This is a genomic window from Chitinophaga sp. SVR4-12A (assembly GCF_056754765.1).
Map to the genome: position 1 here is coordinate 4,971,928 of NZ_JBPGWP010000001.1, position 20,343 is coordinate 4,992,270.

24 protein-coding genes are annotated in these 20,343 nt (G+C 49.0%); 16 read left to right on the forward strand and 8 right to left on the reverse strand.

Going from position 1 to position 20,343, the window contains the following annotated elements:
- Positions 1 to 211: 211 nt before the first annotated feature.
- Complete coding sequence (locus tag ACR9Y8_RS20230; RefSeq protein WP_481215064.1) at positions 212 to 1,492, reverse strand: UDP-N-acetylmuramoyl-tripeptide--D-alanyl-D-alanine ligase; 1,281 nt, start codon at positions 1,490 to 1,492, stop codon at positions 212 to 214.
- Positions 1,493 to 1,712: 220 nt separating this feature from the next.
- Between ACR9Y8_RS20230 and ACR9Y8_RS20235 the strand changes: the two genes are divergently transcribed.
- From ACR9Y8_RS20235 to apaG, 5 genes are all read left to right on the forward strand, one after another.
- Entirely contained in the window at positions 1,713 to 2,075 is a 363-nt protein-coding gene (locus tag ACR9Y8_RS20235) for a hypothetical protein (protein ID WP_481215065.1), read from the forward strand.
- Positions 2,076 to 2,120: 45 nt separating this feature from the next.
- Entirely contained in the window at positions 2,121 to 2,666 is a 546-nt protein-coding gene (locus ACR9Y8_RS20240) for a YceI family protein (protein ID WP_481215066.1), read from the forward strand.
- A gap of 51 nt (positions 2,667 to 2,717) precedes the next feature.
- Positions 2,718 to 3,659 (forward strand): DUF5777 family beta-barrel protein, encoded by a 942-nt coding sequence (locus tag ACR9Y8_RS20245; protein WP_481215067.1) that lies wholly within the window; start codon positions 2,718 to 2,720, stop codon positions 3,657 to 3,659.
- Positions 3,647 to 3,973 (forward strand): DUF4157 domain-containing protein, encoded by a 327-nt coding sequence (locus ACR9Y8_RS20250; RefSeq protein WP_481215068.1) that lies wholly within the window; start codon positions 3,647 to 3,649, stop codon positions 3,971 to 3,973. Before ACR9Y8_RS20245 ends, ACR9Y8_RS20250 begins: the two co-directional genes overlap by 13 nt.
- A gap of 118 nt (positions 3,974 to 4,091) precedes the next feature.
- Positions 4,092 to 4,478: a Co2+/Mg2+ efflux protein ApaG gene (gene apaG, locus ACR9Y8_RS20255; RefSeq protein ID WP_481215069.1), complete on the forward strand. Its 387-nt coding sequence runs from the start codon at positions 4,092 to 4,094 to the stop codon at positions 4,476 to 4,478.
- A 92-nt stretch (positions 4,479 to 4,570) separates the two neighbouring features.
- On the opposite strand, the gene gldB is transcribed toward apaG, so the two are convergent.
- The gene (gene gldB, locus ACR9Y8_RS20260; RefSeq protein ID WP_481215070.1) at positions 4,571 to 5,611 is read right to left on the reverse strand and encodes a gliding motility lipoprotein GldB; all 1,041 of its coding nucleotides are present in this window, start codon (positions 5,609 to 5,611) and stop codon (positions 4,571 to 4,573) included.
- Between the two features lie 57 nt (positions 5,612 to 5,668).
- On the opposite strand from gldB, the gene ACR9Y8_RS20265 reads away from it, so the two are divergent.
- From ACR9Y8_RS20265 to ACR9Y8_RS20295, 7 genes are all read left to right on the forward strand, one after another.
- Positions 5,669 to 6,226 (forward strand): porin family protein, encoded by a 558-nt coding sequence (locus ACR9Y8_RS20265; RefSeq protein ID WP_481215071.1) that lies wholly within the window; start codon positions 5,669 to 5,671, stop codon positions 6,224 to 6,226.
- Between the two features lie 128 nt (positions 6,227 to 6,354).
- The gene (locus ACR9Y8_RS20270; RefSeq protein WP_481215072.1) at positions 6,355 to 8,019 is read left to right on the forward strand and encodes an NAD+ synthase; all 1,665 of its coding nucleotides are present in this window, start codon (positions 6,355 to 6,357) and stop codon (positions 8,017 to 8,019) included.
- A gap of 122 nt (positions 8,020 to 8,141) precedes the next feature.
- A complete protein-coding gene (gene serS / locus ACR9Y8_RS20275; RefSeq protein ID WP_481215073.1) occupies positions 8,142 to 9,416 on the forward strand; it encodes a serine--tRNA ligase in 1,275 nt (424 codons plus the stop codon).
- 152 nt (positions 9,417 to 9,568) lie between these two features.
- Positions 9,569 to 10,447 (forward strand): DUF4349 domain-containing protein, encoded by an 879-nt coding sequence (locus tag ACR9Y8_RS20280; RefSeq protein ID WP_481215074.1) that lies wholly within the window; start codon positions 9,569 to 9,571, stop codon positions 10,445 to 10,447.
- 56 nt (positions 10,448 to 10,503) lie between these two features.
- Positions 10,504 to 11,043, forward strand: coding sequence for an N-acetyltransferase family protein (locus tag ACR9Y8_RS20285; protein WP_481215075.1), 540 nt, complete (start codon positions 10,504 to 10,506; stop codon positions 11,041 to 11,043).
- Between the two features lie 91 nt (positions 11,044 to 11,134).
- Positions 11,135 to 12,190: a M48 family metallopeptidase gene (locus ACR9Y8_RS20290; protein ID WP_481215076.1), complete on the forward strand. Its 1,056-nt coding sequence runs from the start codon at positions 11,135 to 11,137 to the stop codon at positions 12,188 to 12,190.
- A gap of 1 nt (position 12,191) precedes the next feature.
- Entirely contained in the window at positions 12,192 to 13,283 is a 1,092-nt protein-coding gene (locus ACR9Y8_RS20295) for a HesA/MoeB/ThiF family protein (protein ID WP_481215077.1), read from the forward strand.
- Positions 13,284 to 13,294: 11 nt separating this feature from the next.
- Here ACR9Y8_RS20295 and ACR9Y8_RS20300 read toward each other — a convergent pair whose 3' ends face one another.
- The 4 genes from ACR9Y8_RS20300 to ACR9Y8_RS20315 all read right to left on the reverse strand — a co-directional run bounded on the left by ACR9Y8_RS20300 (position 13,295) and on the right by ACR9Y8_RS20315 (position 15,546).
- Entirely contained in the window at positions 13,295 to 13,732 is a 438-nt protein-coding gene (locus ACR9Y8_RS20300; protein ID WP_481216238.1) for a DUF2335 domain-containing protein, read from the reverse strand.
- A gap of 47 nt (positions 13,733 to 13,779) precedes the next feature.
- Positions 13,780 to 14,070 carry a hypothetical protein gene (locus ACR9Y8_RS20305; RefSeq protein WP_481215078.1) on the reverse strand — a complete coding sequence of 97 codons (291 nt, stop codon included), beginning with the start codon at positions 14,068 to 14,070 and terminating at the stop codon, positions 13,780 to 13,782.
- Positions 14,071 to 14,197: 127 nt separating this feature from the next.
- On the reverse strand, positions 14,198 to 15,169 hold the full coding sequence (gene moaA / locus ACR9Y8_RS20310) for a GTP 3',8-cyclase MoaA (protein ID WP_481215079.1): 972 nt from the start codon (positions 15,167 to 15,169) through the stop codon (positions 14,198 to 14,200).
- A 5-nt stretch (positions 15,170 to 15,174) separates the two neighbouring features.
- Positions 15,175 to 15,546 (reverse strand): DUF7009 family protein, encoded by a 372-nt coding sequence (locus ACR9Y8_RS20315; protein WP_481215080.1) that lies wholly within the window; start codon positions 15,544 to 15,546, stop codon positions 15,175 to 15,177.
- An 82-nt stretch (positions 15,547 to 15,628) separates the two neighbouring features.
- Here ACR9Y8_RS20315 and moaD point away from each other — a divergent pair, with 82 nt between their 5' ends.
- Both moaD and ACR9Y8_RS20325 read left to right on the forward strand, forming a co-directional pair.
- Positions 15,629 to 15,862, forward strand: coding sequence for a molybdopterin converting factor subunit 1 (gene moaD, locus ACR9Y8_RS20320; protein ID WP_481215081.1), 234 nt, complete (start codon positions 15,629 to 15,631; stop codon positions 15,860 to 15,862).
- 3 nt (positions 15,863 to 15,865) lie between these two features.
- Positions 15,866 to 16,282 (forward strand): molybdopterin synthase catalytic subunit, encoded by a 417-nt coding sequence (locus ACR9Y8_RS20325; protein WP_481215082.1) that lies wholly within the window; start codon positions 15,866 to 15,868, stop codon positions 16,280 to 16,282.
- Positions 16,283 to 16,284: 2 nt separating this feature from the next.
- Here the strand turns inward: ACR9Y8_RS20325 and ACR9Y8_RS20330 are convergent, their stop codons facing one another.
- Together ACR9Y8_RS20330 and moaC are read right to left on the reverse strand one after the other, a co-directional pair.
- On the reverse strand, positions 16,285 to 16,863 hold the full coding sequence (locus ACR9Y8_RS20330) for an NTP transferase domain-containing protein (RefSeq protein WP_481215083.1): 579 nt from the start codon (positions 16,861 to 16,863) through the stop codon (positions 16,285 to 16,287).
- 4 nt (positions 16,864 to 16,867) lie between these two features.
- Positions 16,868 to 17,359 carry a cyclic pyranopterin monophosphate synthase MoaC gene (gene moaC / locus ACR9Y8_RS20335; RefSeq protein WP_481215084.1) on the reverse strand — a complete coding sequence of 164 codons (492 nt, stop codon included), beginning with the start codon at positions 17,357 to 17,359 and terminating at the stop codon, positions 16,868 to 16,870.
- Between the two features lie 128 nt (positions 17,360 to 17,487).
- Between moaC and ACR9Y8_RS20340 the strand changes: the two genes are divergently transcribed.
- Together ACR9Y8_RS20340 and ACR9Y8_RS20345 are read left to right on the forward strand one after the other, a co-directional pair.
- Positions 17,488 to 18,696 carry a molybdopterin molybdotransferase MoeA gene (locus tag ACR9Y8_RS20340; protein WP_481215085.1) on the forward strand — a complete coding sequence of 403 codons (1,209 nt, stop codon included), beginning with the start codon at positions 17,488 to 17,490 and terminating at the stop codon, positions 18,694 to 18,696.
- Positions 18,697 to 18,891: 195 nt separating this feature from the next.
- The gene (locus ACR9Y8_RS20345) at positions 18,892 to 20,343 is read left to right on the forward strand and encodes a DUF1800 domain-containing protein (RefSeq protein ID WP_481215086.1); all 1,452 of its coding nucleotides are present in this window, start codon (positions 18,892 to 18,894) and stop codon (positions 20,341 to 20,343) included.

Below are 20,343 nucleotides of genomic sequence, written 5' to 3' on the forward strand. Positions count from 1 at the left end.
GGGCTTTCAAACAAAACCAGAATAATTTTCGAGAGTGTTTACAGATATAAGAAAGTCGTAATTAAGCGTATTTCTTCAAAAACGAAACTCTAAAGTTGGCATAGGTTATGAACACCTGCGGGTTTTTTAACTTGCAGGTCTTTTTTTAAATAGCCTTCTTATAACGCTGTAAGCCCGGATCTAAGTATCTGGCGCTTTACAAAAATTATTGCTAAGCTACTACTTTTTCCATTCCGATACTGCGTGATCCTTTTACCAGTATATAAGTGTTTGTGAACTGCTGTTGTTGCAGCCATTGAGCGGCCGCTGCAGCATTTTCCAGGAACAGGTATGGGTGTTGCACTTTACTGAAGTCGCCCCCTACCAGTACCACAGCGTGCCAGTGAGTACGTTGCAGCAGGTCAACCAGGGCCTGGTGTTCTTTCACACTATCCGGTCCAAGTTCCATCATAGCGCCCAGCAGCAGTACTTTCTTCTCTGCTTCGATGCCGGCAAAATTCTCAATAGCGGCCCGCATGCTGGAAGGGTTGGCATTGTAGGCATCCATGATCAGGGTATTGGAACCCTGTTTTACTACCTGGGAGCGGTTGTTGGAAGGCACATAGCGCTCTATTGCCGCTTTGATCCTGGCGCCTGGTACATTAAAATATAATCCTACCGTTACTGCAGCCATTACATTCGGGAAGTTATACGCTCCGGTGAGCTGCGTTTGCAGTGTGCCTACGGTATCATCGCTCGTCACCTTTACACCCAGGAACGCTGATGTAGCCAGGGGCTGCCCGGTGCAGTCGGCATCCTTTTCCCCATAAGTAACTACTTCCATGATGCCTTTGCTCATTTCCAGCAGATAGGGGTAGCTGTTGCAAACAAAAACGGAGCCGTCATGGTCCCGCAGGAAATCATACAGCTCTCCTTTGGCTTTCCGCACTCCCTCTTCGCCACCAAAACCTTCGAGGTGGGCTTTGCCGATATTAGTAATGATACCGTGTGTAGGCCTGGCAATACGGCAATAGCTCTCAATCTCAAGCTGATGGTTGGCGCCCATTTCAATAACGGCAATTTCCGTATCGGGCGGGATACTCAGCAGGGTGAGGGGTACCCCGATATGATTATTAAGATTGCCTGCTGTGGCGATTGTTTTATAGGTAGACGCGAGCACGGTGCTGACCAGCTCTTTCGTGGTAGTTTTCCCGTTACTACCGGTGATGGCTAATATGGGAATATTCAGCTGCATCCGATGCCACAGGGCAAGTTCCTGCAGGGTATGCAGCGCATCTTCCACCAGCATCATTTTATCAGGCCGGGTATAATATGCTTTATCATCTATTACGGCAAGTGCAGCGCCCATATCCAGGGCAGTTTCCGCATAGGTGTTGCCGTTAAAGTTAGGCCCTTTGAGAGCAAAAAAGATATCGTTTGGTTTCAGTTTACGTGTATCCGTTTGAACAACTGGATTTTCCCGGTAGATACTATATAACTCGTCGATACTCATAATCTACAAATGTATTTAAAATATAATTTAAATAAATTGGCGAACGTTATTTACTGATGAGGCAACCATTATGAAAAGCCCTCCGTATTAAAATACGTATAGCATGAAAAGGCCACCATACACCAGCAAACAGCAGCGGACCTGCAACTTGTGAAATTACTATTGTTAAACAATTAAAAACAAATAAATCATCAGTTCATTAAAACCCTTTTTGAGACACATGAAGACGTATCTTTTATTGTTAGGCCTGCTGGCAGTGACCATTTACAGTTGTACGAATAAAGAAGCCGCGGCGCCGGACACGGGTCCGGAACCGAGTGGTTGCGACGCGGTAGTGATCAACAGTTCGGATGTATACGCCACGATCTCGTCCCGGTGCACAGGTTGTCATAGCGGAAGTACGGCGCCCCTGGGAGCCGATTTTTCCACAAAGACCAAGTTTATGAGCTTCGTATCAGCCAACACCACCATTTTCCGCCTGCGTGTGTTAAGCGCCCAGGCAGACATGCCGCCCGGCGGCACGCTGAGGCAGAGCTTACGGGACTCCATCAGCTGCTGGATTGACAAAGGAATGCCGGAATAACAGCTATTAGCCATTGGAGAGATTACACTAAAATTATTTGAACGCATGAAACGAATTCTTTTAATCCTGGGTATTGTACTCGGAACAGTGAATGTTTTTGCGCAGGACATCTATTCCTGTCGTAATGCCAGTTTTTCTTTCTTTTCATCCGCACCAATGGAGGATATTGAAGCTAAAACAGACAAAGGCGTTTCTGCCATCAACCTGAAAACAGGGGCCGTGTACTTCAAGGTACCGGTGAACACCTTCCAGTTCAGGAAAAAGCTGATGCAGGAGCACTTTAATGAGAACTACCTTGAAACGGATAAGTATCCCTATGCGGAGTTCAAAGGAAAAGTAGTAGAACCGGCCGGAACTGACCTCAGCACCGATGGCGCGCATGACGTGACCGTAGAAGGTGTGCTGTCACTGCATGGAGTAGATAAAACCTACCGCGAAAAAGGCACCATCACAGTGCAGGGCGGCCAGGTTACGTCTGCCTCCAAATTCAATGTAAAACTGGTAGACCACAAGATAAAAATACCTACCCTGGTGATCAAGAATATAGCCGAGGTAGTGGAAGTAACAGTAAAGGCAACATACGCTAAATAAGCCGGCTGCTATCTTAATCACAATTAAACTGCTATACAAACCAAAAGATCTATGAAGGCGATAAGTCTGTTACTGATTAGCTGCGGCCTGTGCATGACCAGCCAGGCGCAAGACGATCTGAGCAAAATGTTCAAGGATTCCACCGGCCATCAGCCGGTGATCGGCACCTTTAAATCGACCCGTATCATCATGGGGCATTCTAATGAAACCCTGAAGAAGCACGAGCTGGACTTCAGGGTAGCGCACCGCTTTGGCGACGCAGGGGGCTCTTTTGGCGGGGGGAAGACCGCTTTTGGCCTGGACAACTCTACCGACATCCGTATCGCTTTTGAGTATGGCATTACAGACGACCTGATGATCGGCATCAGCCGGGCAAAAGGATCCGGCGACCTGACCCAGATCTTTGAAGGACTGGCGAAGTACAGGATTTTGAGACAAACAACGGATGATCATATTCCCATATCATTGACCGTATTCGGCAATGTTACCGTGAGCACCATGTCTTCTAACGACGATGCGACCTCTCCCGCTCATTTTGAAGAGTTCACCGACCGTATGACCTACGTAGGGCAGGCGATTTTAGCCCGCAAGTTCGGAGAAAGGCTCTCGCTTACCTTATCTCCCACCTACGTGCACCGTAACCGTGTGGGTTATATGGATGAGAACAATATGTTCGCACTGGGCGGCAGCGGACGTATCAAGCTGTCTAAACGGCTGGCGTTCATTGCTGAATACTACTACCCCTTCCGCAGCCAAAGCAGCAAGGATTATTACAAGTCGCAGGGTGTTGAGTTCTTCAACCCGCTGGGCGCCGGATTGGAAATAGAAACGGGCGGACACGTGTTTAGTGTTAACTTTACGAACTCCACGGCCATACTGGAAAACCAGTTCATACCTGAAACAAGGTCATCCTGGTTACAGGGCCAGTTCCGTTGGGGTTTCAACATTTCACGGAGATTTTCGCTATTTGGTAAAAAGGATTGGAAAAAATAAGGTGCCGTATTAAAGAACATTCCTGGCTGGCCCGGAGAGCCGCCCGTCAACTGGGCGCGCCCCGGGTAGCCATTGTGTTTGGCCGCACCATCCATTTGCACGGGGTGAACAGAGGGGAGTTCCTGCGGGATGAAGCCTGGGTAAGACATGAAGTTTGTCATGTGAGACAGTACAGGCAACACGGCTTCCTGCGGTTTTTATGGCTGTACCTGGTGGACTACTGGCGCTATGGCTACGAGCAAAACCGCTTTGAAGTGGCTGCCCGGGAGGCTGAAAATAATGCAGGCATAATGGCAGGGGTTGAGTTTGTATAGCCTCGCTGAACGTCTGTTAATTAATGTTAAAGGGTGGTTAAAGTGTGTTGGTATAACACATAAATTTTACCCCGACTGGATTTATTTTCCTTATTTTTACGTTAAAGGAAAGGTTCTTATGGTAAAAAAGGTTACAGAAGGTATCACGATCAGCGTGGAGACATTCTACCAGCCTGATTATTCCAATCCCGTTGGAAGCGAGTACATGTTTGCTTACCGCATTACTATAGAGAACAATAATACCTTCCCTATCAAACTTCTTCGCCGGCATTGGTATATCATAGACTCTAACGGTACTCACCGTGAAGTAGAGGGAGAGGGTGTAGTAGGCGTTCAGCCTTTACTGGCCCCCGCAGAAAGCTACCAGTATGTTTCCGGCTCAAATCTCCGCACAGAAATTGGCAAGATGTACGGTACCTACCAGATGGAGAACCAACTGAACAAGAAGCTGTTTGAGGTGAAGATACCGGAGTTCCAGATGGTAGTGCCTTTCAAACTGAATTAACAGCACTTAGCTGTCAGTCGTTGGTCGTTAGCGATGGCAGCGGGTATTATTTCTTTTCTTACTTACGACTAACCACTTACGACTAACGACTTTTATCTTGGCCTATATTTCGCTTCGTTAAATATCTCCGTCAGATTTTTGTTTTCCATTAATTGCTGCAGGGACACCTCCGGATGTTTTTCCATGTAATTCCTGATGATCTGTAAGCCCACGAAATAACCGATGCGGCCGGGAGCGCCCGCGGGCATGCCTTGCGTGGTAGGGCCATCGCCCATGAAGTGCATGGCTTCCTGCCAGTCTGATTTGTACAGGAGCTCATTCTGGATGAAGTATTGCCAGATCATCCGTTCATTTTCATGGCAGAACCCAAGCTGGTCTTTCGTATAGCCCAACCTGATGGTATCCGGTGTTTCGGGCAATACCTGTTCCAGGAGGTATTGCTGCTTGCCAGCCGCCACCATCTGCTCTACCAGCCTGGCGCCGGGAGCGGGCAGCGGATAACGTTGCTGTGCCAATGCCTGGATGGAATTGGTGGTGATATATTCAGGTGAGAAGCGGCGTACCATATACGCCGGGTAATCGGGTAGATTGGCATACACCGGGAAGTCGTTACCCAGGTACATATCGAGGCCTATGCCCAGGATCGTGTCTATTGTTACCGCTCCGTAATTGCCGATAGCGGAGATAAAAGTGACCACCTGAGGCGTTTTAAAAGCGGGGAAATAATATTTCATATAGCGAAAGCTCTGAGCCAGCTCTTTCTCCAGCGGAGCGAGTTGGCTAAACTTTTGCTGAACGGTTTCCTGCAGGAAACGGAAGTCCTTGTTCGTCAGCAGCAGCCGCATTTGTACGGGAATCTGCCGGGTACTGTTATTATAAGCGCCGAATTCCATGATATGTTCCACATAGGCGGGCAGGAATACCGGATAACGGGTTTGCAGTGCCTGCAGGCCTTCTGCCACATGGCTGGTATCTATCCGGATCAGGTCCTGGTCAAAGCGGGCTATGCTAACGGAAACCGGTATATGGCTCACGTCTGGCGCCTTTTTGCGTGATTTACAGGCAGAGAATGTCATCAGCAGCAATAACGCCAGCCAGCATGAACCCGAAATTTTAATGATGTACCTTTGCATCGTTTTTATTAATGACGGGTAAAAATATCATTACCTTGTATTAAAAAAAAGAAAATTATGAGAAAGGCAGTATGGATACTGGCATTATTGGGCATAGGAATGGCAGCAAAGGCACAGCAGCGGTTTTCAATGGACAGGGTACGGCTGGGCTTTAAGCTGGATCCTACCATATCCATTCTGAACCCGCAGGAGGCAGGAGCAGACCGTACCGGTACACGTCTGGGCCTTAGTTATGGCCTGATGGTAGACTTTTTGCTGAATGAAGAAGGCAACTATGCTTTTGCCACCGGTCTGCAGATCAGCATGGGCGGCAGCACATTGAAATACGATGCAGGGAAGGGGCTGGACCGTTTTAAAACGAACCCCAGCGAATATGTGATGAAGCTGCAGCATATTGAAATACCTGCTACCATCAAACTGAAGACCACCGCTTATAATGGTATCGCGTTCTGGGGCCAGTTCGGCACCTACCTGGGTTTCCCCATCCGCGGCCGGGCAGATGTGACCAGCCTGGATCAGCGCTATGAGAAGGAAAGTATCCTGGGCGATATCAATAAAATAAACGCAGGCCTCTTACTGGGCGCAGGTATAGAATACCCCCTGGGGAAAGGCTGACGGCCCTGGTAGGCCTGGGCTACCAGAACGGATTTGTAGACGTTACCCGCAATGCTAAATGGGATGACGGCAAAGTAAACCTCAACGGCTTTGCCCTGAGATTAGGCATGTACTTTTAAATTTTTGATATGAAGATCGTACTGGCGCAGCAGAATTATCACATCGGCAATTTTGAACTGAATACGGAAAAGATCATCAGTGGCATACAGGAAGCCATTGCCATGGGCGCAGACCTGGTGGTGTTCTCCGAACTATGTGTATGCGGTTATCCGCCCAGGGACTTCCTGGAATTCGAAGATTTTATCGCCAAATGTTATGCGGCCATTGATACCATCAAAGCTTATACAGACCGTATAGCCGTTATTGTAGGAGCACCGGCCCGTAACCCGCAGCGTGAAGGAAAAGACCTGTTCAACGCCGCCTGGTTCCTGCATGAGCAGGAGGTAAAGCATGTAGTGCACAAGACCCTGCTCCCAACATACGACGTATTTGACGAGTACCGCTATTTTGAGCCCGCTTATGAATGGAACGTGATTCCCTTTAAAGGAAAGAAGCTGGCCCTCACCGTTTGCGAGGATATCTGGAATTTGGGGGACAACCCCCTGTATCGTATCTGCCCGATGGACCAGCTGATACTGCAGCAACCGGATGTGATGATCAACATCTCCGCCAGTCCCTTTGATTATGATCATGACCAGGACCGCAAAGAGATCATCCGCGCCAATGTATTAAAATATAAATTGCCCATGCTGTACAGCTGTACGGTAGGCTCGCAGACAGAGATCGTGTTTGACGGCGGGTCACTGATCTTCGATGCACAGGGAAATATTGTAAAAGAGATGCCCTACTTCCAGGAAGCGCTGCACCTGGTAGACCTCGAAGCGCTGCTGGCATCCAAACAGCCTGCCCCGGTCATCCAGCACAACCCCATACGGGAGCTGGTCTTTGATTATAATATTGATCGTATCTACAATGCGCTGGTATTGGGGATCCGCGATTACTTCAGGAAGATGGGCTTTACAAAGGCTATCCTGGGATCGTCTGGCGGGATAGACAGCGCGGTTACACTGGCCATTGCCTGTGATGCGCTGGGCAAGGATAATGTAAGAGCCATCCTGATGCCGTCGCCTTATTCCACTGAACATTCGGTAGATGATGCGGTAGCTTTGTCGAAGAACATTGGTAATCCTTACGACATCATCCGCATCAATAATATTTACGAAAGTTTCCTGGACACGCTGGATCCTTATTTTAGAGGACTGCCTTTTAACGTGGCAGAAGAGAACACACAGTCGCGCATCAGGGGTAATTTGCTGATGGCCCTTGCCAATAAATTCGGTTATATTTTGCTGAACACTTCCAACAAAAGTGAGCTCAGCACCGGTTATGGTACCTTGTATGGTGATATGGCCGGCGGCCTCGCAGTACTGGGCGACGTGTATAAGATGCAGGTATATGCCCTGGCCAGGTATATTAACCGGGAAAAGGAGATCATTCCCGCCAATATCATAGAAAAGGCGCCTTCGGCAGAGCTGCGGCCCAACCAGAAAGATTCGGACAGCTTGCCGGATTATGCGGTACTGGATAGGATACTGTACCAGTACATTGAGCGCAGGCAAGGCCCCCGGGAGATCGTTGCTCTCGGATTTGACCCGCAGCTGGTGGCCCGTACGCTGAAGCTGGTGAACACCAACGAATATAAGCGCAACCAGTTCTGTCCGATCATACGCGTATCTTCCAAAGCCTTCGGCGTAGGAAGAAGGGTGCCGATAGTAGGAAAGTATTTAAGCTAGCTATTAGCAGTTAGCTACCAGCTTTTAGCGGTTTTATATAGTATCAGCAGCTGTTTTAGGCTAAGTGCTAAAAGCTAAGCGCTAACAGCTGATTTATTTATCTTTGCCGAAAATTTGAATTAATGTTACAGGTTCCGTTCATTCGTCAAAACAAGGAATTAGTATTGGAGCGGCTGGCCCACAAACAGTTTAAAGAACTGGGGCTGGTAGAGGAGATACTGGCGCTGGATGACAGGCGCAAGCAGTTAACCCTCGCTTATGATGAAACACAGGCGAAGATCAAGATAGCATCGGAGGAGATCGGCAAGCTGATGAAACAGGGACTGAAAGAAGAAGCGGAACAGCGCAAGGCTACAGTAGCTGCACTGAAAGAGCAGCAGGGGCCTATTAACGAGCAACTTAATGAAACAGAAAAGCAACTGCACGATACGCTGATCAAGCTGCCCAACCTGCCGGCCGCTATAGTGCCGGCTGGTAAAACACCGGAAGAGAACGTGGAAGTAAAGAGCGGAGGAGATAAACCAGCCTTATCTCCAGATGCCGTGCCCCATTGGGACCTGGCAAAAAAATACGACCTGATCGATTTCGAGCTGGGCAACAAGATCACCGGCAGCGGCTTCCCGGTTTACAAGAACAGGGGCGCACGCCTGCAACGCGCATTGATCCAGTACTTCCTGGACTATAATATCAGCAAAGGCTATACGGAATATCAACCTCCCTACCTGGTAAATGCAGATACCGCTTATGGTACCGGCCAGCTGCCCGATAAAGAAGGCCAGATGTATTTCGTCGGTGAAGACAAGCTGTACCTGATACCAACTGCAGAAGTGCCGGTAACCAACATTTACCGCGACGAGATCTTAAAAGACAGCGAGCTTCCTGTTAAGATGACCGCTTATACACCCTGCTTCCGCAGAGAGGCCGGTTCTTATGGTAAGGACGTAAGAGGCCTGAACCGCGTACACCAGTTTGACAAGGTGGAAGTGGTACAGCTGGTACATCCTGATAAATCATATGCCGCATTGGATGAGATGGTGGCGCACGTAGAGGGGCTGGTACAGGCTTTAGGCTTACCTTACCGTATTTTACGCCTCTGTGGTGGCGATATGGGCTTTACTTCCGCGCTGACCTATGATTTTGAAGTGTACAGCGCAGCGCAGCAGAAATGGCTGGAGGTAAGCTCTGTATCCAATTTTGAGGCATACCAGGCCAACCGCATGAAGATCCGTTTCAAAGACAGCGGAGGCAAGCCGCAGCTGGTGCATACACTGAACGGCAGCTCCCTGGCATTGCCCCGGATCCTGGCCTGTATCCTGGAAAACAATCAGGCGGCGGATGGTATACATATACCGCAGGTATTGCAGTCTTATTTCGGGGCTGCGATAATTAATAATTAACAGGTAATAATTAATAATTAATAATCGTTGGGCAGGTGTTGTGTGCACCCGCTCAACGATTTTTTATTTCAGGGTGGCTTTTAATTTATTTTAACTTTTCAGGAAGGTTACCTTTATATGATCCGGTGTATATATTGGAAACCTATTACACTATGCGCCCTTTGCTATGTTACCTCATCCTGCCTGCCTTGACGCTGGCCGCCTGCCAGGCAAGTATGGAACAAAGAGACAAAGCCAGTCAGGCCTCTGCTGCCTACGAAGCAGCTGCAGATTCCACACAATTCTCGAACGACATTGCCGCACTTAATTCTCCTTCGAGGAAAAGGATACGAACGGCAGATGTGCGCTGCCGCGTAAACAATGTATTCAATACCACTTCGGCATTGGAGCAGGCGGTATTAGGTATGAATGGCGTAATAGTTGAAAGCTCGATGCGTAATACTTTCGGCCAACTGAGTGAAGCGCCTTACAGCGCAGACTCGCTGAAACGTATACAACTGTACAGCCCTACTGCCTATCTTACTTTGCGGGTTCCCGCTGCCGGCCTTGATTCCATTGTTCGCATCCTTACCTCCATGTCTTCTCTCATTGAATACCGTACGCTAAAGGAGCAGGACAAAACGCTGGATTATCTTTCCAATGCATTAAAGAACAAGGACACCGAAGCTAATGTTGGCAACGTAACACCTGGTAAACAAAAGACTACACTGGATGTAGCGGCCTACCAGGATGCAAAGAGGAACCTGGCCATTGATCGCAAGATCGTTAACCTGGGTATCCTGGATGATGTAAACTATGCTGCTTTTTCCGTACAGCTGTTCCAGCCCGAGGTTGCAGATGTACAGATAGTGGTAGACCCCGGTAAGGTGATCCGCGCTGGTTTTGGAACGGAGCTGCTCAGCGCGACCAGCGAAGGTGTGGACATCTTCCGGAAAGCATTCATTTTCCTAATGCGGCTATGGCCTTTCTGGATAATAGGCGCCGTGGGATTATGGCTGTACAGGCGCAAGCCCGTTACAGCAAAGAGTTAAACAACACATTATAGCAAGCAGGCCCCGGAAACGAAAATTCTTGGTATTTTACAGTTATGCGCCATTTCTTACCCAACGGACAGGAATTGCTGATCCGCCCGGCCAATGTGGGAGATGCTCCTGCATTGCTGGCCAATTTTAAGCAGATCACACGGGAAACGGATTTCCTGTTATCCACCCCATCCGAAGCACAAGCGATTGACCTGCGTGCAGAACAGCGTTTCATAGAATCGTTCGGAGATAACAGCCGGCATTTATTGCTGGTAGCAGAAACGAAGGGGCAGATCGTAGGCACGGTGAGTGTGCGGCAAGGCGGTTTCCGTAAGCAGCATCATATGGGCGAGATGGGTATTGCCGTGCAGCATGCTTACCGGAACCTGGGTATAGGCAGGCGCTTAATGACGGCTATGTTGCGCTGGGCAGAGGTACATCCCTTCATCACGACTATTTATTTTAATGTGATGGCCAATAATGAGAAAGCCATACAGCTATACCGTAACTTTGATTTTATGGAATGTGGCCGCTTGCCCGGAGGGATCCATCAGCCCGACGGCAGCTATGTAGACCTTATCATGATGTATAAGAAAGTGAAATAGTCGTTACTCGTTAGTCGTTAGTGATTACGCGGATATTATGACCGCTGCATTCACTAACGACTAATGACTAACGACTGAATTAACCGATACTATGCAAACCTACACAGGAAAATATTATAACAGTCAGAGCGATACTTCCGTAGACGCCGGGATAACGTTGACGGCTAAACAAATTATTATCAGCATCCGGGATGCCAACGGAACAGCCAGGCAGGTACACTGGTTTTGGGAGCAGGTGAGGCAGGGCAAAGGAGACGGAGGCACGGTGCTGGAATATCCCGGTTACCCTTCGCAGCGTATCACTGTGCACGCGCTTACTTTTGCAGACGCTGCTGCATTTTACCTGGAACGTAAAAGGAAACCTGGCTTTTTTGCCAACAAGGGGCGGCTGGTTGTTGGTTGTGTATTTTTGTTCCTGCTAAGCTTACTGGTGCTGGTGTATTTCTGGTTCATTCCCTTCCTGGCGGTCCGCATTGCCAATAATGTACCTGTCAGTTACGAAGAAAAGCTGGGACAAAGCAGTTACGATGCGCTGATCAAAGAATACAAAGTGAAGCCGGAAGCCACCAGGCTGGTAAATGAATTTTTCCGGCAGATGAAAGTGCCTACGCAATATTCAGTAGAGATCACGGTGGTGCAGGATAAGCAATCCAATGCCTTTGCGCTGCCGGGTGGCCATATTATCGTGTATGACCAGCTGCTGAAAGACATGAAGCATTACGAGGAGCTGGCAGCATTGTTATCCCATGAGTATGCGCACGTTGAAGAGAAGCATACCACGAAGACCATTTTTCGCAGCATGGGAACGTATATGTTCATCTCACTGCTGTTTGGCGACCTGGGAGGCGCGGGAGCGGTGGTGGTGGAGAATGCCAACAGCCTGAAAAGCCTGCAGTATTCGCGCCGCCTGGAAAAAGAAGCAGATCTTTACGGGTTACGCCTGCTGCAGGAAAGGAATATTGATCCCTATGGATTTGAATGGCTGTTCAACACCCTGAAAAAGGAGAATAGTCTGCAGCCTTCGGAATGGCTCAGCAGCCATCCGGACCTGGATAACCGCATCCGGTATATTAACCGGGAGATGCAGCCAGGCCCTGCTATCACCGATAGCAGTTTGTTGCGTATCTTTATATCACTAAAACAGTAAGATGCAACGATATGACCGCCAGATAAGACTGGAAGGATTTGGAGAAGAAAAACAGCGGCGGCTGGGCGCATCCAGCGCGCTGGTGATCGGCGCAGGAGGCCTTGGGGTTCCGGTGCTGCAATACCTGACCGCTATGGGCATCGGCAAGCTGGGCATCGTGGAGCAGGATAATGTGTCCATTACCAACCTGCAACGCCAGGTGATCTATACCACCGAGGATGAAGGTAAGCCCAAACTGCAGGCTGCCGTGAAGCGATTGCAGCAACTGAACCCGGAAGTGAATTTTGTGCTGCATCCTAATTTTCTCATGCCAGACAATGCTTTGTCTGTTATAGCGCCCTACGATATTGTGATAGACTGCACTGATAATTTCGGTACCCGCTACCTCGTGAATGATGCCTGTGTGATACTGAACAAACCATTTGTATATGGGGCTATTTACAAGTACGAAGGACAGGTAAGCGTATTCAATTACAAAGGCAGCGCTACTTATCGCTGCTTGTTTCCGGAAGCGCCGCAAGCTGGCGATATGCTTAATTGCAGTGAGATAGGCGTATTGGGTGTGCTACCTGGCATTATCGGCAGCTATCAGGCCAATGAAGCGGTGAAAGTACTTTGCGATATCGGCGTACCACTGGCCAACCAGCTGTTAACCATCGATACTTTGTATAATACGCATCATATTTTTGAAGTGAAGCCGGTACCCGGCAATCATAGTATTGAAGCCTTGCTGCCGGATTATGAGCAGGGCGTTTGCGATACCCGCGGTGTGCAAAGTCTCAGTGTGCATCAGCTGCAGCAATGGCTGGATACGGGTAAGCAGTTTCAGTTGCTGGATGTACGGGAAATGGAGGAGTGGGAGATCTGTCATATTCCCCAGGCTAATCATATTCCTATGCGGAGTGTGATGAAGGCCTTGCCGCAATTGCAGTTGTCGGCAGGCATGCCGGTAGCAGTGTTATGCCATCATGGTATGCGCAGCCTGATGGTAGCGCAGCAGTTGGTGGCTGCAGGGTTTGAAGCGGTGTATAATGTGGAGGGGGGAATTCATGCCTGGGCGCAGGAGATAGATGAGGAGATGATGATGTATTAGTAGTATACGCATTACTCATCTTTGGGCTTACGTTGATAGAATTTACCCAATACAAAAATTGCTACTAAAGAAGTTAAATTAAGCGTCAGCAATGTAATCCCTGCTCCTTCATGATCTGACTGTACCAGCCAGATACCACCGGCAAGGAAGAATAAAGCTATCAGGAATCCCATCCATTGCCCAGTGCTATTATGTATGGCAGTTGATCTATGTTTTAGTTTATCCATCTCGTGACGATGTACTTGTTGTCTTTCTGCCAGGGCCATTATTCTATCTCCGCCATTGGGAATATGTTTGTTATACAACTCAAGTGTTTCACCGTCTGGTAATGGGCCTGTGTGGTATGTATGGGTTATTATTGATGAGGTTACTAATTTGATGAGAGCCCTTCGTTTTTCGGGGTTAACATCTTCTGTGTTTAAAATTTCATTGATTTGCTTTTCTACAATTTTTCAGGGCATTGTTTACATTCCCGGGGCCTAATTCCTGTGCATCGTTAACAATTGCCTGAAAGTCTTCGTTTGGCTGATTCATGTGCATTACAATCTCTTATTTCTGATAGATGAAATCTGAAGGAGCTTTTTAAATCGTTACCTACAGCTTCCCAATCACTATAGATGGCCATGCAGTCAGCTTGCTCGTCTGACACCCTTTTCTCTTCTTCAAAGTAATGCCCTGTGAAATCAAAAATAGAGCCCATCCCTATCAAATGATTTCTGGTGGCCTGTTTTCCAGGTTTAAAAAGAAGACGAAAAAAATTTACTATGGGTTGCTTGCTGCGTTCCATTGTGTTTGAGGTTTTTATTGAGGATATAATGCAATAACCAAATGTAAAGACATCAATTGAATTAGCAAGCAGTTTGCGAAGAAAAATGCGAAAAAAAAGACAAGTTAACTAATTGGTTTCAAATTGATTACCCCCCTATCTCCGACATACTCACCATCTTCTCATTATCCTTTTCCGCTTCAAATCCATTGGCGAAACGGCGATAAATCGCCTGTTGCACCTCTTGCATAAGACGCTCGTCTGTTGCGCCTGCGCGAAGCAGGTCTCTCACATTAATGGCATCTTTCCCGTACAGGCACGTCTTTAAACCGCCGGTAGGCGTAATGCGGATACGGTTGCAGCTGCCGCAGAAAGTGCGGCTGTAAGCGGGTATTACACCTATCTGGCCCTGGTGGCCGGGAACATGATAGTTAATAGACGTGGCGTTGGGCGCATCCACCATTTTTTCCAGCGGGTATACGGTGCGGATATTGTTCAGTATATGTTCATAGTTCCATAGCGGACCGGAGAAGGTCTTACCATGGCCGTTAAAAGGCATTTCTTCTATAAAACGTACCGAAACAGGGTAGTCGCGGGTAAGGGCGGCAAAGTCTAAGAGTTCTCCGGTATTTACACCATCCATTACAACAACGTTGATCTTTACCTTCATGTTATGTTCCAGCAGGGCGTGGAAGGTGGCCATGACCGCCTCGAACTCATCACGAAATGTGATCAGTTTGAATTTGTCGCGCTGGAGGGTGTCCAGGCTCAGGTTGATGTTACGGATGCCTAAAGACTGCAGGGCCGGGATGAAGGAACGGGTCAGCACGCCGTTGGTGGTAATGGAGATCTGTTCTATACCGGGAGTAGCAGATAACTTCTCCAGCAGGTGGAGCAGGTCTTTTCTGAGAAAAGGCTCCCCGCCGGTGATACGCACTTTGCTCACACCTTCGGCAGCCAGGAGCTGCATCAGGTGGAGGATCTCTTCGTAGGTGAGCAGCTCGCGGCGTTGCAGGAACTGCATATGTTCAGGCATGCAGTAGGTGCAGCGCAGGTTGCAGCGGTCGGTAACCGCTAACCTTACGTAGTTGATAGTACGGTTATGTGCGTCTTTTAGCATTCCATTCAGCAGTTATGCCCGGCCAGGGGATTGTCGAAGGCCTGGCTATCGTCTTCATCACGCTGGGTGAGACATTTAAAATCTTTTTCCACCAGTATCGTAAGCAGGGAGCCATCTGCATTGGGCAGTTCGGCTTCAATGCCTACCTGGTCTGTTTCAGTCCATTGCCTTACCTGCTGTTGTGGTAGTGAGAGATGGAGGCCGAAGGCTTCCAGCTTAACGGTGGCGTTGGCAATTTCTTTCGCCTTTATACAGAAATGAAGGGCTTGTGCCCCTATTGTGGTGTCTGCTTCCACTCTCCCGGTCTGTTGCAGGGCGTTGATGTCCTGTTTATCGAGCCGGTAACGGATGGTATTTCCCCTGATCCTGATCTTCATGTTGTTCAATGCTCGTGATATCCAAAAATACTACTTTAGACAGGGTATATTGTAGTTTTAATGCAATAATTTGCAGTAGCGTATGAAAGTGTTATTATTTGGCATTGCAAAGGATATCGCCGGGGCGCCGGTGATCCAGGTGGAAACACCGGTAGGGCAGGTAGCTGCCCTGAGGGAATACCTGTATGGCCGCTACCCACGCTTACGGGAGTTACGTTCCTGCATGATAGCCGTAAACAAAGTATATGCTGCAGACGGCGATGCCCTGCAGCCGGGTGATGAAATAGCCGTAATACCGCCGGTAAGCGGAGGATGACCTATGGATCTGTTAGTAGAAATAAGAGACAGTATTACCGTACAGGAAGCGGTTGATTTCGTGGAGTCGCCTTCCTGCGGAGGAGTAGCCGTTTTTATAGGTACGGTCAGGAACCAAACGAAGGGCAAAAGCGTACAAAAGCTTTATTTTGAATGCTATACGCCCATGGCGCTCCTGGAAATGGAAAAGATAGCCCGCCATATCCAACAGGAAATGGGCATCCAGCGAATAGCCATTTTACATGTAAATGGGGAAAAACTGCCGGGAGAGACCGTAGTCGTGATCGCCGCCGCAGCGCCGCACCGGGGAGCTGCCTTTACCGCCTGCCAGTATGCGATCGACACGTTGAAAGAGACGGTGCCTATCTGGAAAAAAGAATATTTCGAGGATGGAGAAGTATGGGTAGCGGCGCACCCCTAGCTTTATGCCTTCAGCGTTTTTAACGCTTCCTGCATTTCCTCCGGTGTATTGGCATTGAACTGCTCCCCTGCATAGGGATTTTCCAACACTTGTATATCGGTTTGTAACAAAGCTTTACGCGGGCATGACTTGCCCGCCGCCACACTCTGTGCCAATACTTCGAGGCCGCGGGGCTCCCAAATAGCAATTAAAGGCTCGGGAAGATGATTGACCGGGCTGATAAATGCGGTAGCCGCTTTTTGCGGGTTTCGGAAGGCGGCCAGGTATTCCAGGCTCTGGTGGCTGATCAGGGGAAGATCACAGGCTAGCACGAACCAGGCAGCGCCCGGGAAAGCTGCGGCTGCGCTTAACAGGCCAGTGGCAGGGCCGCCGCCAGTAACGCTATCGGGGATAAGTGGCGCGGCGCCAGAAAAAATGGCTTCCTGGTCAGGCCTGCAGGAAATATAGACCTCCGGTACAATACGCTGCAGCAGCGTAAGCAGGTATTGCCATTGCGGTATACCGTGATAGGAGATATTACTTTTATCCTGCTGCATGCGGGTACTGTAGCCGCCGCATAATATGAGCCCTTTTAATTCCATACTGCTAAGGTACTAATACATCACGTTTTCCGCCTGTTTTACTGATCAATTTGGTTTCGCGGATGACCATTTCATGCGTGAAGGCTTTGCACATATCGTATACAGTGAGGGCCGCCACACTGGCGCCTGTAAGGGCTTCCATTTCAACGCCGGTTTTACCGGTGGTTTTTACGGTGCAGCGTATCACAGCTTCTTCATTCAGCAGCTGGATCTCTACGCTGCAGTTATCCAGCAACAAGGTATGGCAGAGCGGAATCAGTTCGGGCGTTTTTTTGGCGGCCATAATACCGGCGATAATGGCGGTCTGGAACACGGCCCCCTTGCGGGTATTGATATCCCCGCCACTGAACTCGCGGCGTACGATCTCAGGCAGCCAGACACGGCTTTCGGCGATGGCTACACGAATAGTACTGTTCTTGTCACTGATGTCTACCATAGCCGGCTGGTTCTTCTCGTCGAGATGAGAGAACTGCTGAGGGGTTGATGTATTGGACATAATGCGATAAATTTACAAAGTAGTTGTCAGTCATTAGTCGTTAGTCGTCAGTTAATCCCGCGAATAATAGCGCATTTAACTAACGACTGTTGACTAACGACTAACGACTTTCACCCAAAGTTAACACAATGCTACTAGATGTATCTACTGCTTATGCTGCTGTGATGAAGTCGGTACGCGACCTGGGCACGGAGCAGGTGCCGTTTATGGATGCCATCGGCAGGATATTGCGTGAGCCTATAGTGGCGGACCGCCCCTTTCCTCCCTTTAACCGGGTAACCATGGATGGCATTGCCATTAATTTTAAGGAAAGTTATGCCAAGGGGCAGACCATTTTCGGCGTAGAAGATCTGCAGGCTGCAGGTATGCCCGGCAAACAGCTATCCAATATGGCTAACTGCCTGGAAGTGATGACGGGGGCCGTATTGCCGGATCTGACAGATACCGTGATCCCGTATGAGCATTTGCAACCCTCAGAACATGAAGGCTTCCGCCGTTTTACCATTACACAGGCCGTGTCGCCGCAGCAGAACGTGCATTGGCAGGGAATGGATATGGCCGCCGGACAAACCCTGATCATTGCAGGCACCAGGATTACAGCGGCAGAGATTGGCGTGTTGGCCACCGTTGGTAAATACCGCGTTAGTGTAGGCCGCCTGCCGAAAGTAGCGATCATTTCTACCGGCGACGAACTGGTGCCCGTAACAGATACGCCTGCTCCTCACCAGATCCGTACCTCTAATATGTGGACCCTGGCCGCCTCGCTGCGTGAGCTGGGCATCCAGGCAGACTGTCACCACGTAGAAGACAATAAGCAAACCATCACTGAATTATTACAATCACTGCGGCATGCGGATATATGGATCTGCTCCGGCGCAGTATCCGCAGGTAAGTTTGATCATCTCCCGCAAATACTGCAAGAGCTGGGCATGCAACGCATTTTTCACAAAGTGGAGCAACGTCCCGGTAAACCTTTCCTGTTTGGTGTGCTTCACGAAGGGCCGGTGGTATTTGCCCTGCCGGGCAATCCCGTATCAGGTTTTATGTGTTACTACCGTTATGTGCAACCCTGGATACTGGCCGCTATGGGGCAGGAGCTGACTGCACCGTCCTATGCTGTGCTGGGAGCTGATATATTGTTTGATAAACCAATGACTTACTTCTTACCAGTGCAATTACAGGCGCAGTCTTCCGGGCAATGGAAAGCTGTACCGCATGCCTATCACGGCTCCGGTGATCTTGCCAGTCTGCTGAAAGCAGATGCATTTATGGAACTGCCGCCCGAGCGGGATAAGTTTAAGGAAGGAGAGCGGTATCCGGTTTGGAAATTCAGATAACTTGAAGTTTGAGGTTTGAAGTTTGAGGTTTGAAGTTTGTTAGAAGTTTGAGGTTCAGAACAAGTATGTTTTTACGATATACTTGTTCCTGACTTGTAACCTCCAACGAACCTCAAACCTCAAACTTCAAACCTCAAACCTCAACATTTAAACCTATTCTATTTTTCATCGTCTTAACATGAAACCCTTTTTTTCATGCCGCTGGTATCCGATAAATTACAGATGCAACACCTCGCCTGGCGCGCCGGGTTTGGAGAACCACTCCCCCTTATCCTCTCGTGGACGGACCAACGCCGTAAACAAACTGTTCATCATGTACTGAATGGCCGTAAAAAACAGCCCCTTATTCCTGTCGAAGTGATCAGCGCAACAGAGCTGCCGGATTATCAGCGGGTAAAGAGCATGAGCGCGGAAGAACGCAAGCAGGTACGCAAAATGAACACCCAGGGCGTGAAAGAGTTGAACCTTGCCTGGCTGCAAACCATGATCAGCAGCGAACATCCACTGAGAGAAAAAATGGCGCTATTCTGGCACGGGCATTTTGCCTGCCGCACACAGAACGTGATCTATAACCAGCAATTGCTGCAGGTAGTACGTGAGCATGCGCTGGGTAATTTTGGGGATCTGCTGAGCGCTGTATCCAAAACCCCGGCCATGCTGCAGTTCCTGAACAATCAACAGAACCGCAAACAGCATCCTAATGAGAACTTCGCCCGTGAAGTAATGGAGCTCTTCACCATGGGACGTGGTAATTACACCGAACAGGATGTGAAGGAAGCCGCCAGGGCCTTCACCGGCTGGGAATTTGACGGTGATGGTCAATTCGTGTTCCGGGAACGCGTACACGATGACGGCGAGAAAACCATATTGGGTAAAACAGGGCGTTTTAACGGCGATGATACGCTGAAGATCTTACTGGAGCGTCGCCAAACCGCCCGTTATATTACCAGGAAGATATACCGCTATTTTGTAGATGATGTGCAGGTAGATGAGGATCGCATAGCAACACTGTCTGATAAATTTTATGAATCCAATTATGACATTGCTGGCCTGATGAAAGAAATCTTCATGGCGGATTGGTTCTATGATACCCGGCATGTGGGCAGCCGTATTAAGCCACCGGTAGAACTGCTGGTAGGTCTGCGCCGTACCATTCCCATGGAGTTTGAGCGGGAAGAAACCATGCTGCTGTTTGAAGGCTTGCTGGGGCAGGTGCTGTTCTATCCGCCCAATGTAGCAGGATGGCCCGGCGGCCGCAGCTGGATCGATAGTTCCAGTTTGATGTTCCGTCTCAGGCTGCCGCAGGTGATCTTATACTCGCAGGAGCTCAATGCCCGTCCTAAAGAGATCACGCCGGAGATGGGAGAAGGCGCGCGTTACAAGATGACGCTTGAACTGAATGAAAGCCTGCGGAAATTATATGCCCGTCGTGTAAACGCCCGGATCAACTGGCAGCCTTACCTGGATACCTTTAAGGATATTCCGCGGGAACGACTGGCAGATGAAATAGCCGGCGCATTGCTGATGAAAAATGCGAACGCCAATAAATCACTACTGGATAAATACGCAGACACATCTTCGCGTGAGAACTATATCAAGACCGTGACCATCGATGTAATGAGCACACCTGAATATCAATTGTGTTAA

What these genes read in the sequence shown, in the direction of transcription:
- ACR9Y8_RS20235 (WP_481215065.1), top strand. Translation starts at nt 1,713, where the DNA reads ATGAAGACGTATCTTTTATTGTTAGGCCTGCTGGCAGTGACCATTTAC.
- ACR9Y8_RS20330 (WP_481215083.1), bottom strand. Translation starts at nt 16,863, where the DNA reads ATGGAATTAAAAGGGCTCATATTATGCGGCGGCTACAGTACCCGCATG.
- ACR9Y8_RS20315 (WP_481215080.1), bottom strand. Translation starts at nt 15,546, where the DNA reads ATGAAGATCAGGATCAGGGGAAATACCATCCGTTACCGGCTCGATAAA.
- moaD (WP_481215081.1), top strand. Translation starts at nt 15,629, where the DNA reads ATGAAAGTGTTATTATTTGGCATTGCAAAGGATATCGCCGGGGCGCCG.
- ACR9Y8_RS20285 (WP_481215075.1), top strand. Translation starts at nt 10,504, where the DNA reads ATGCGCCATTTCTTACCCAACGGACAGGAATTGCTGATCCGCCCGGCC.
- ACR9Y8_RS20230 (WP_481215064.1), bottom strand. Translation starts at nt 1,492, where the DNA reads ATGAGTATCGACGAGTTATATAGTATCTACCGGGAAAATCCAGTTGTT.
- moaC (WP_481215084.1), bottom strand. Translation starts at nt 17,359, where the DNA reads ATGTCCAATACATCAACCCCTCAGCAGTTCTCTCATCTCGACGAGAAG.
- ACR9Y8_RS20290 (WP_481215076.1), top strand. Translation starts at nt 11,135, where the DNA reads ATGCAAACCTACACAGGAAAATATTATAACAGTCAGAGCGATACTTCC.
- ACR9Y8_RS20270 (WP_481215072.1), top strand. Translation starts at nt 6,355, where the DNA reads ATGAAGATCGTACTGGCGCAGCAGAATTATCACATCGGCAATTTTGAA.
- ACR9Y8_RS20345 (WP_481215086.1), top strand. Translation starts at nt 18,892, where the DNA reads ATGCCGCTGGTATCCGATAAATTACAGATGCAACACCTCGCCTGGCGC.
- ACR9Y8_RS20325 (WP_481215082.1), top strand. Translation starts at nt 15,866, where the DNA reads ATGGATCTGTTAGTAGAAATAAGAGACAGTATTACCGTACAGGAAGCG.
- gldB (WP_481215070.1), bottom strand. Translation starts at nt 5,611, where the DNA reads ATGCAAAGGTACATCATTAAAATTTCGGGTTCATGCTGGCTGGCGTTA.
- serS (WP_481215073.1), top strand. Translation starts at nt 8,142, where the DNA reads ATGTTACAGGTTCCGTTCATTCGTCAAAACAAGGAATTAGTATTGGAG.
- moaA (WP_481215079.1), bottom strand. Translation starts at nt 15,169, where the DNA reads ATGCTAAAAGACGCACATAACCGTACTATCAACTACGTAAGGTTAGCG.
- ACR9Y8_RS20245 (WP_481215067.1), top strand. Translation starts at nt 2,718, where the DNA reads ATGAAGGCGATAAGTCTGTTACTGATTAGCTGCGGCCTGTGCATGACC.
- ACR9Y8_RS20240 (WP_481215066.1), top strand. Translation starts at nt 2,121, where the DNA reads ATGAAACGAATTCTTTTAATCCTGGGTATTGTACTCGGAACAGTGAAT.
- apaG (WP_481215069.1), top strand. Translation starts at nt 4,092, where the DNA reads ATGGTAAAAAAGGTTACAGAAGGTATCACGATCAGCGTGGAGACATTC.
- ACR9Y8_RS20305 (WP_481215078.1), bottom strand. Translation starts at nt 14,070, where the DNA reads ATGGAACGCAGCAAGCAACCCATAGTAAATTTTTTTCGTCTTCTTTTT.
- ACR9Y8_RS20295 (WP_481215077.1), top strand. Translation starts at nt 12,192, where the DNA reads ATGCAACGATATGACCGCCAGATAAGACTGGAAGGATTTGGAGAAGAA.
- ACR9Y8_RS20340 (WP_481215085.1), top strand. Translation starts at nt 17,488, where the DNA reads ATGCTACTAGATGTATCTACTGCTTATGCTGCTGTGATGAAGTCGGTA.
- ACR9Y8_RS20280 (WP_481215074.1), top strand. Translation starts at nt 9,569, where the DNA reads ATGCGCCCTTTGCTATGTTACCTCATCCTGCCTGCCTTGACGCTGGCC.
- ACR9Y8_RS20265 (WP_481215071.1), top strand. Translation starts at nt 5,669, where the DNA reads ATGAGAAAGGCAGTATGGATACTGGCATTATTGGGCATAGGAATGGCA.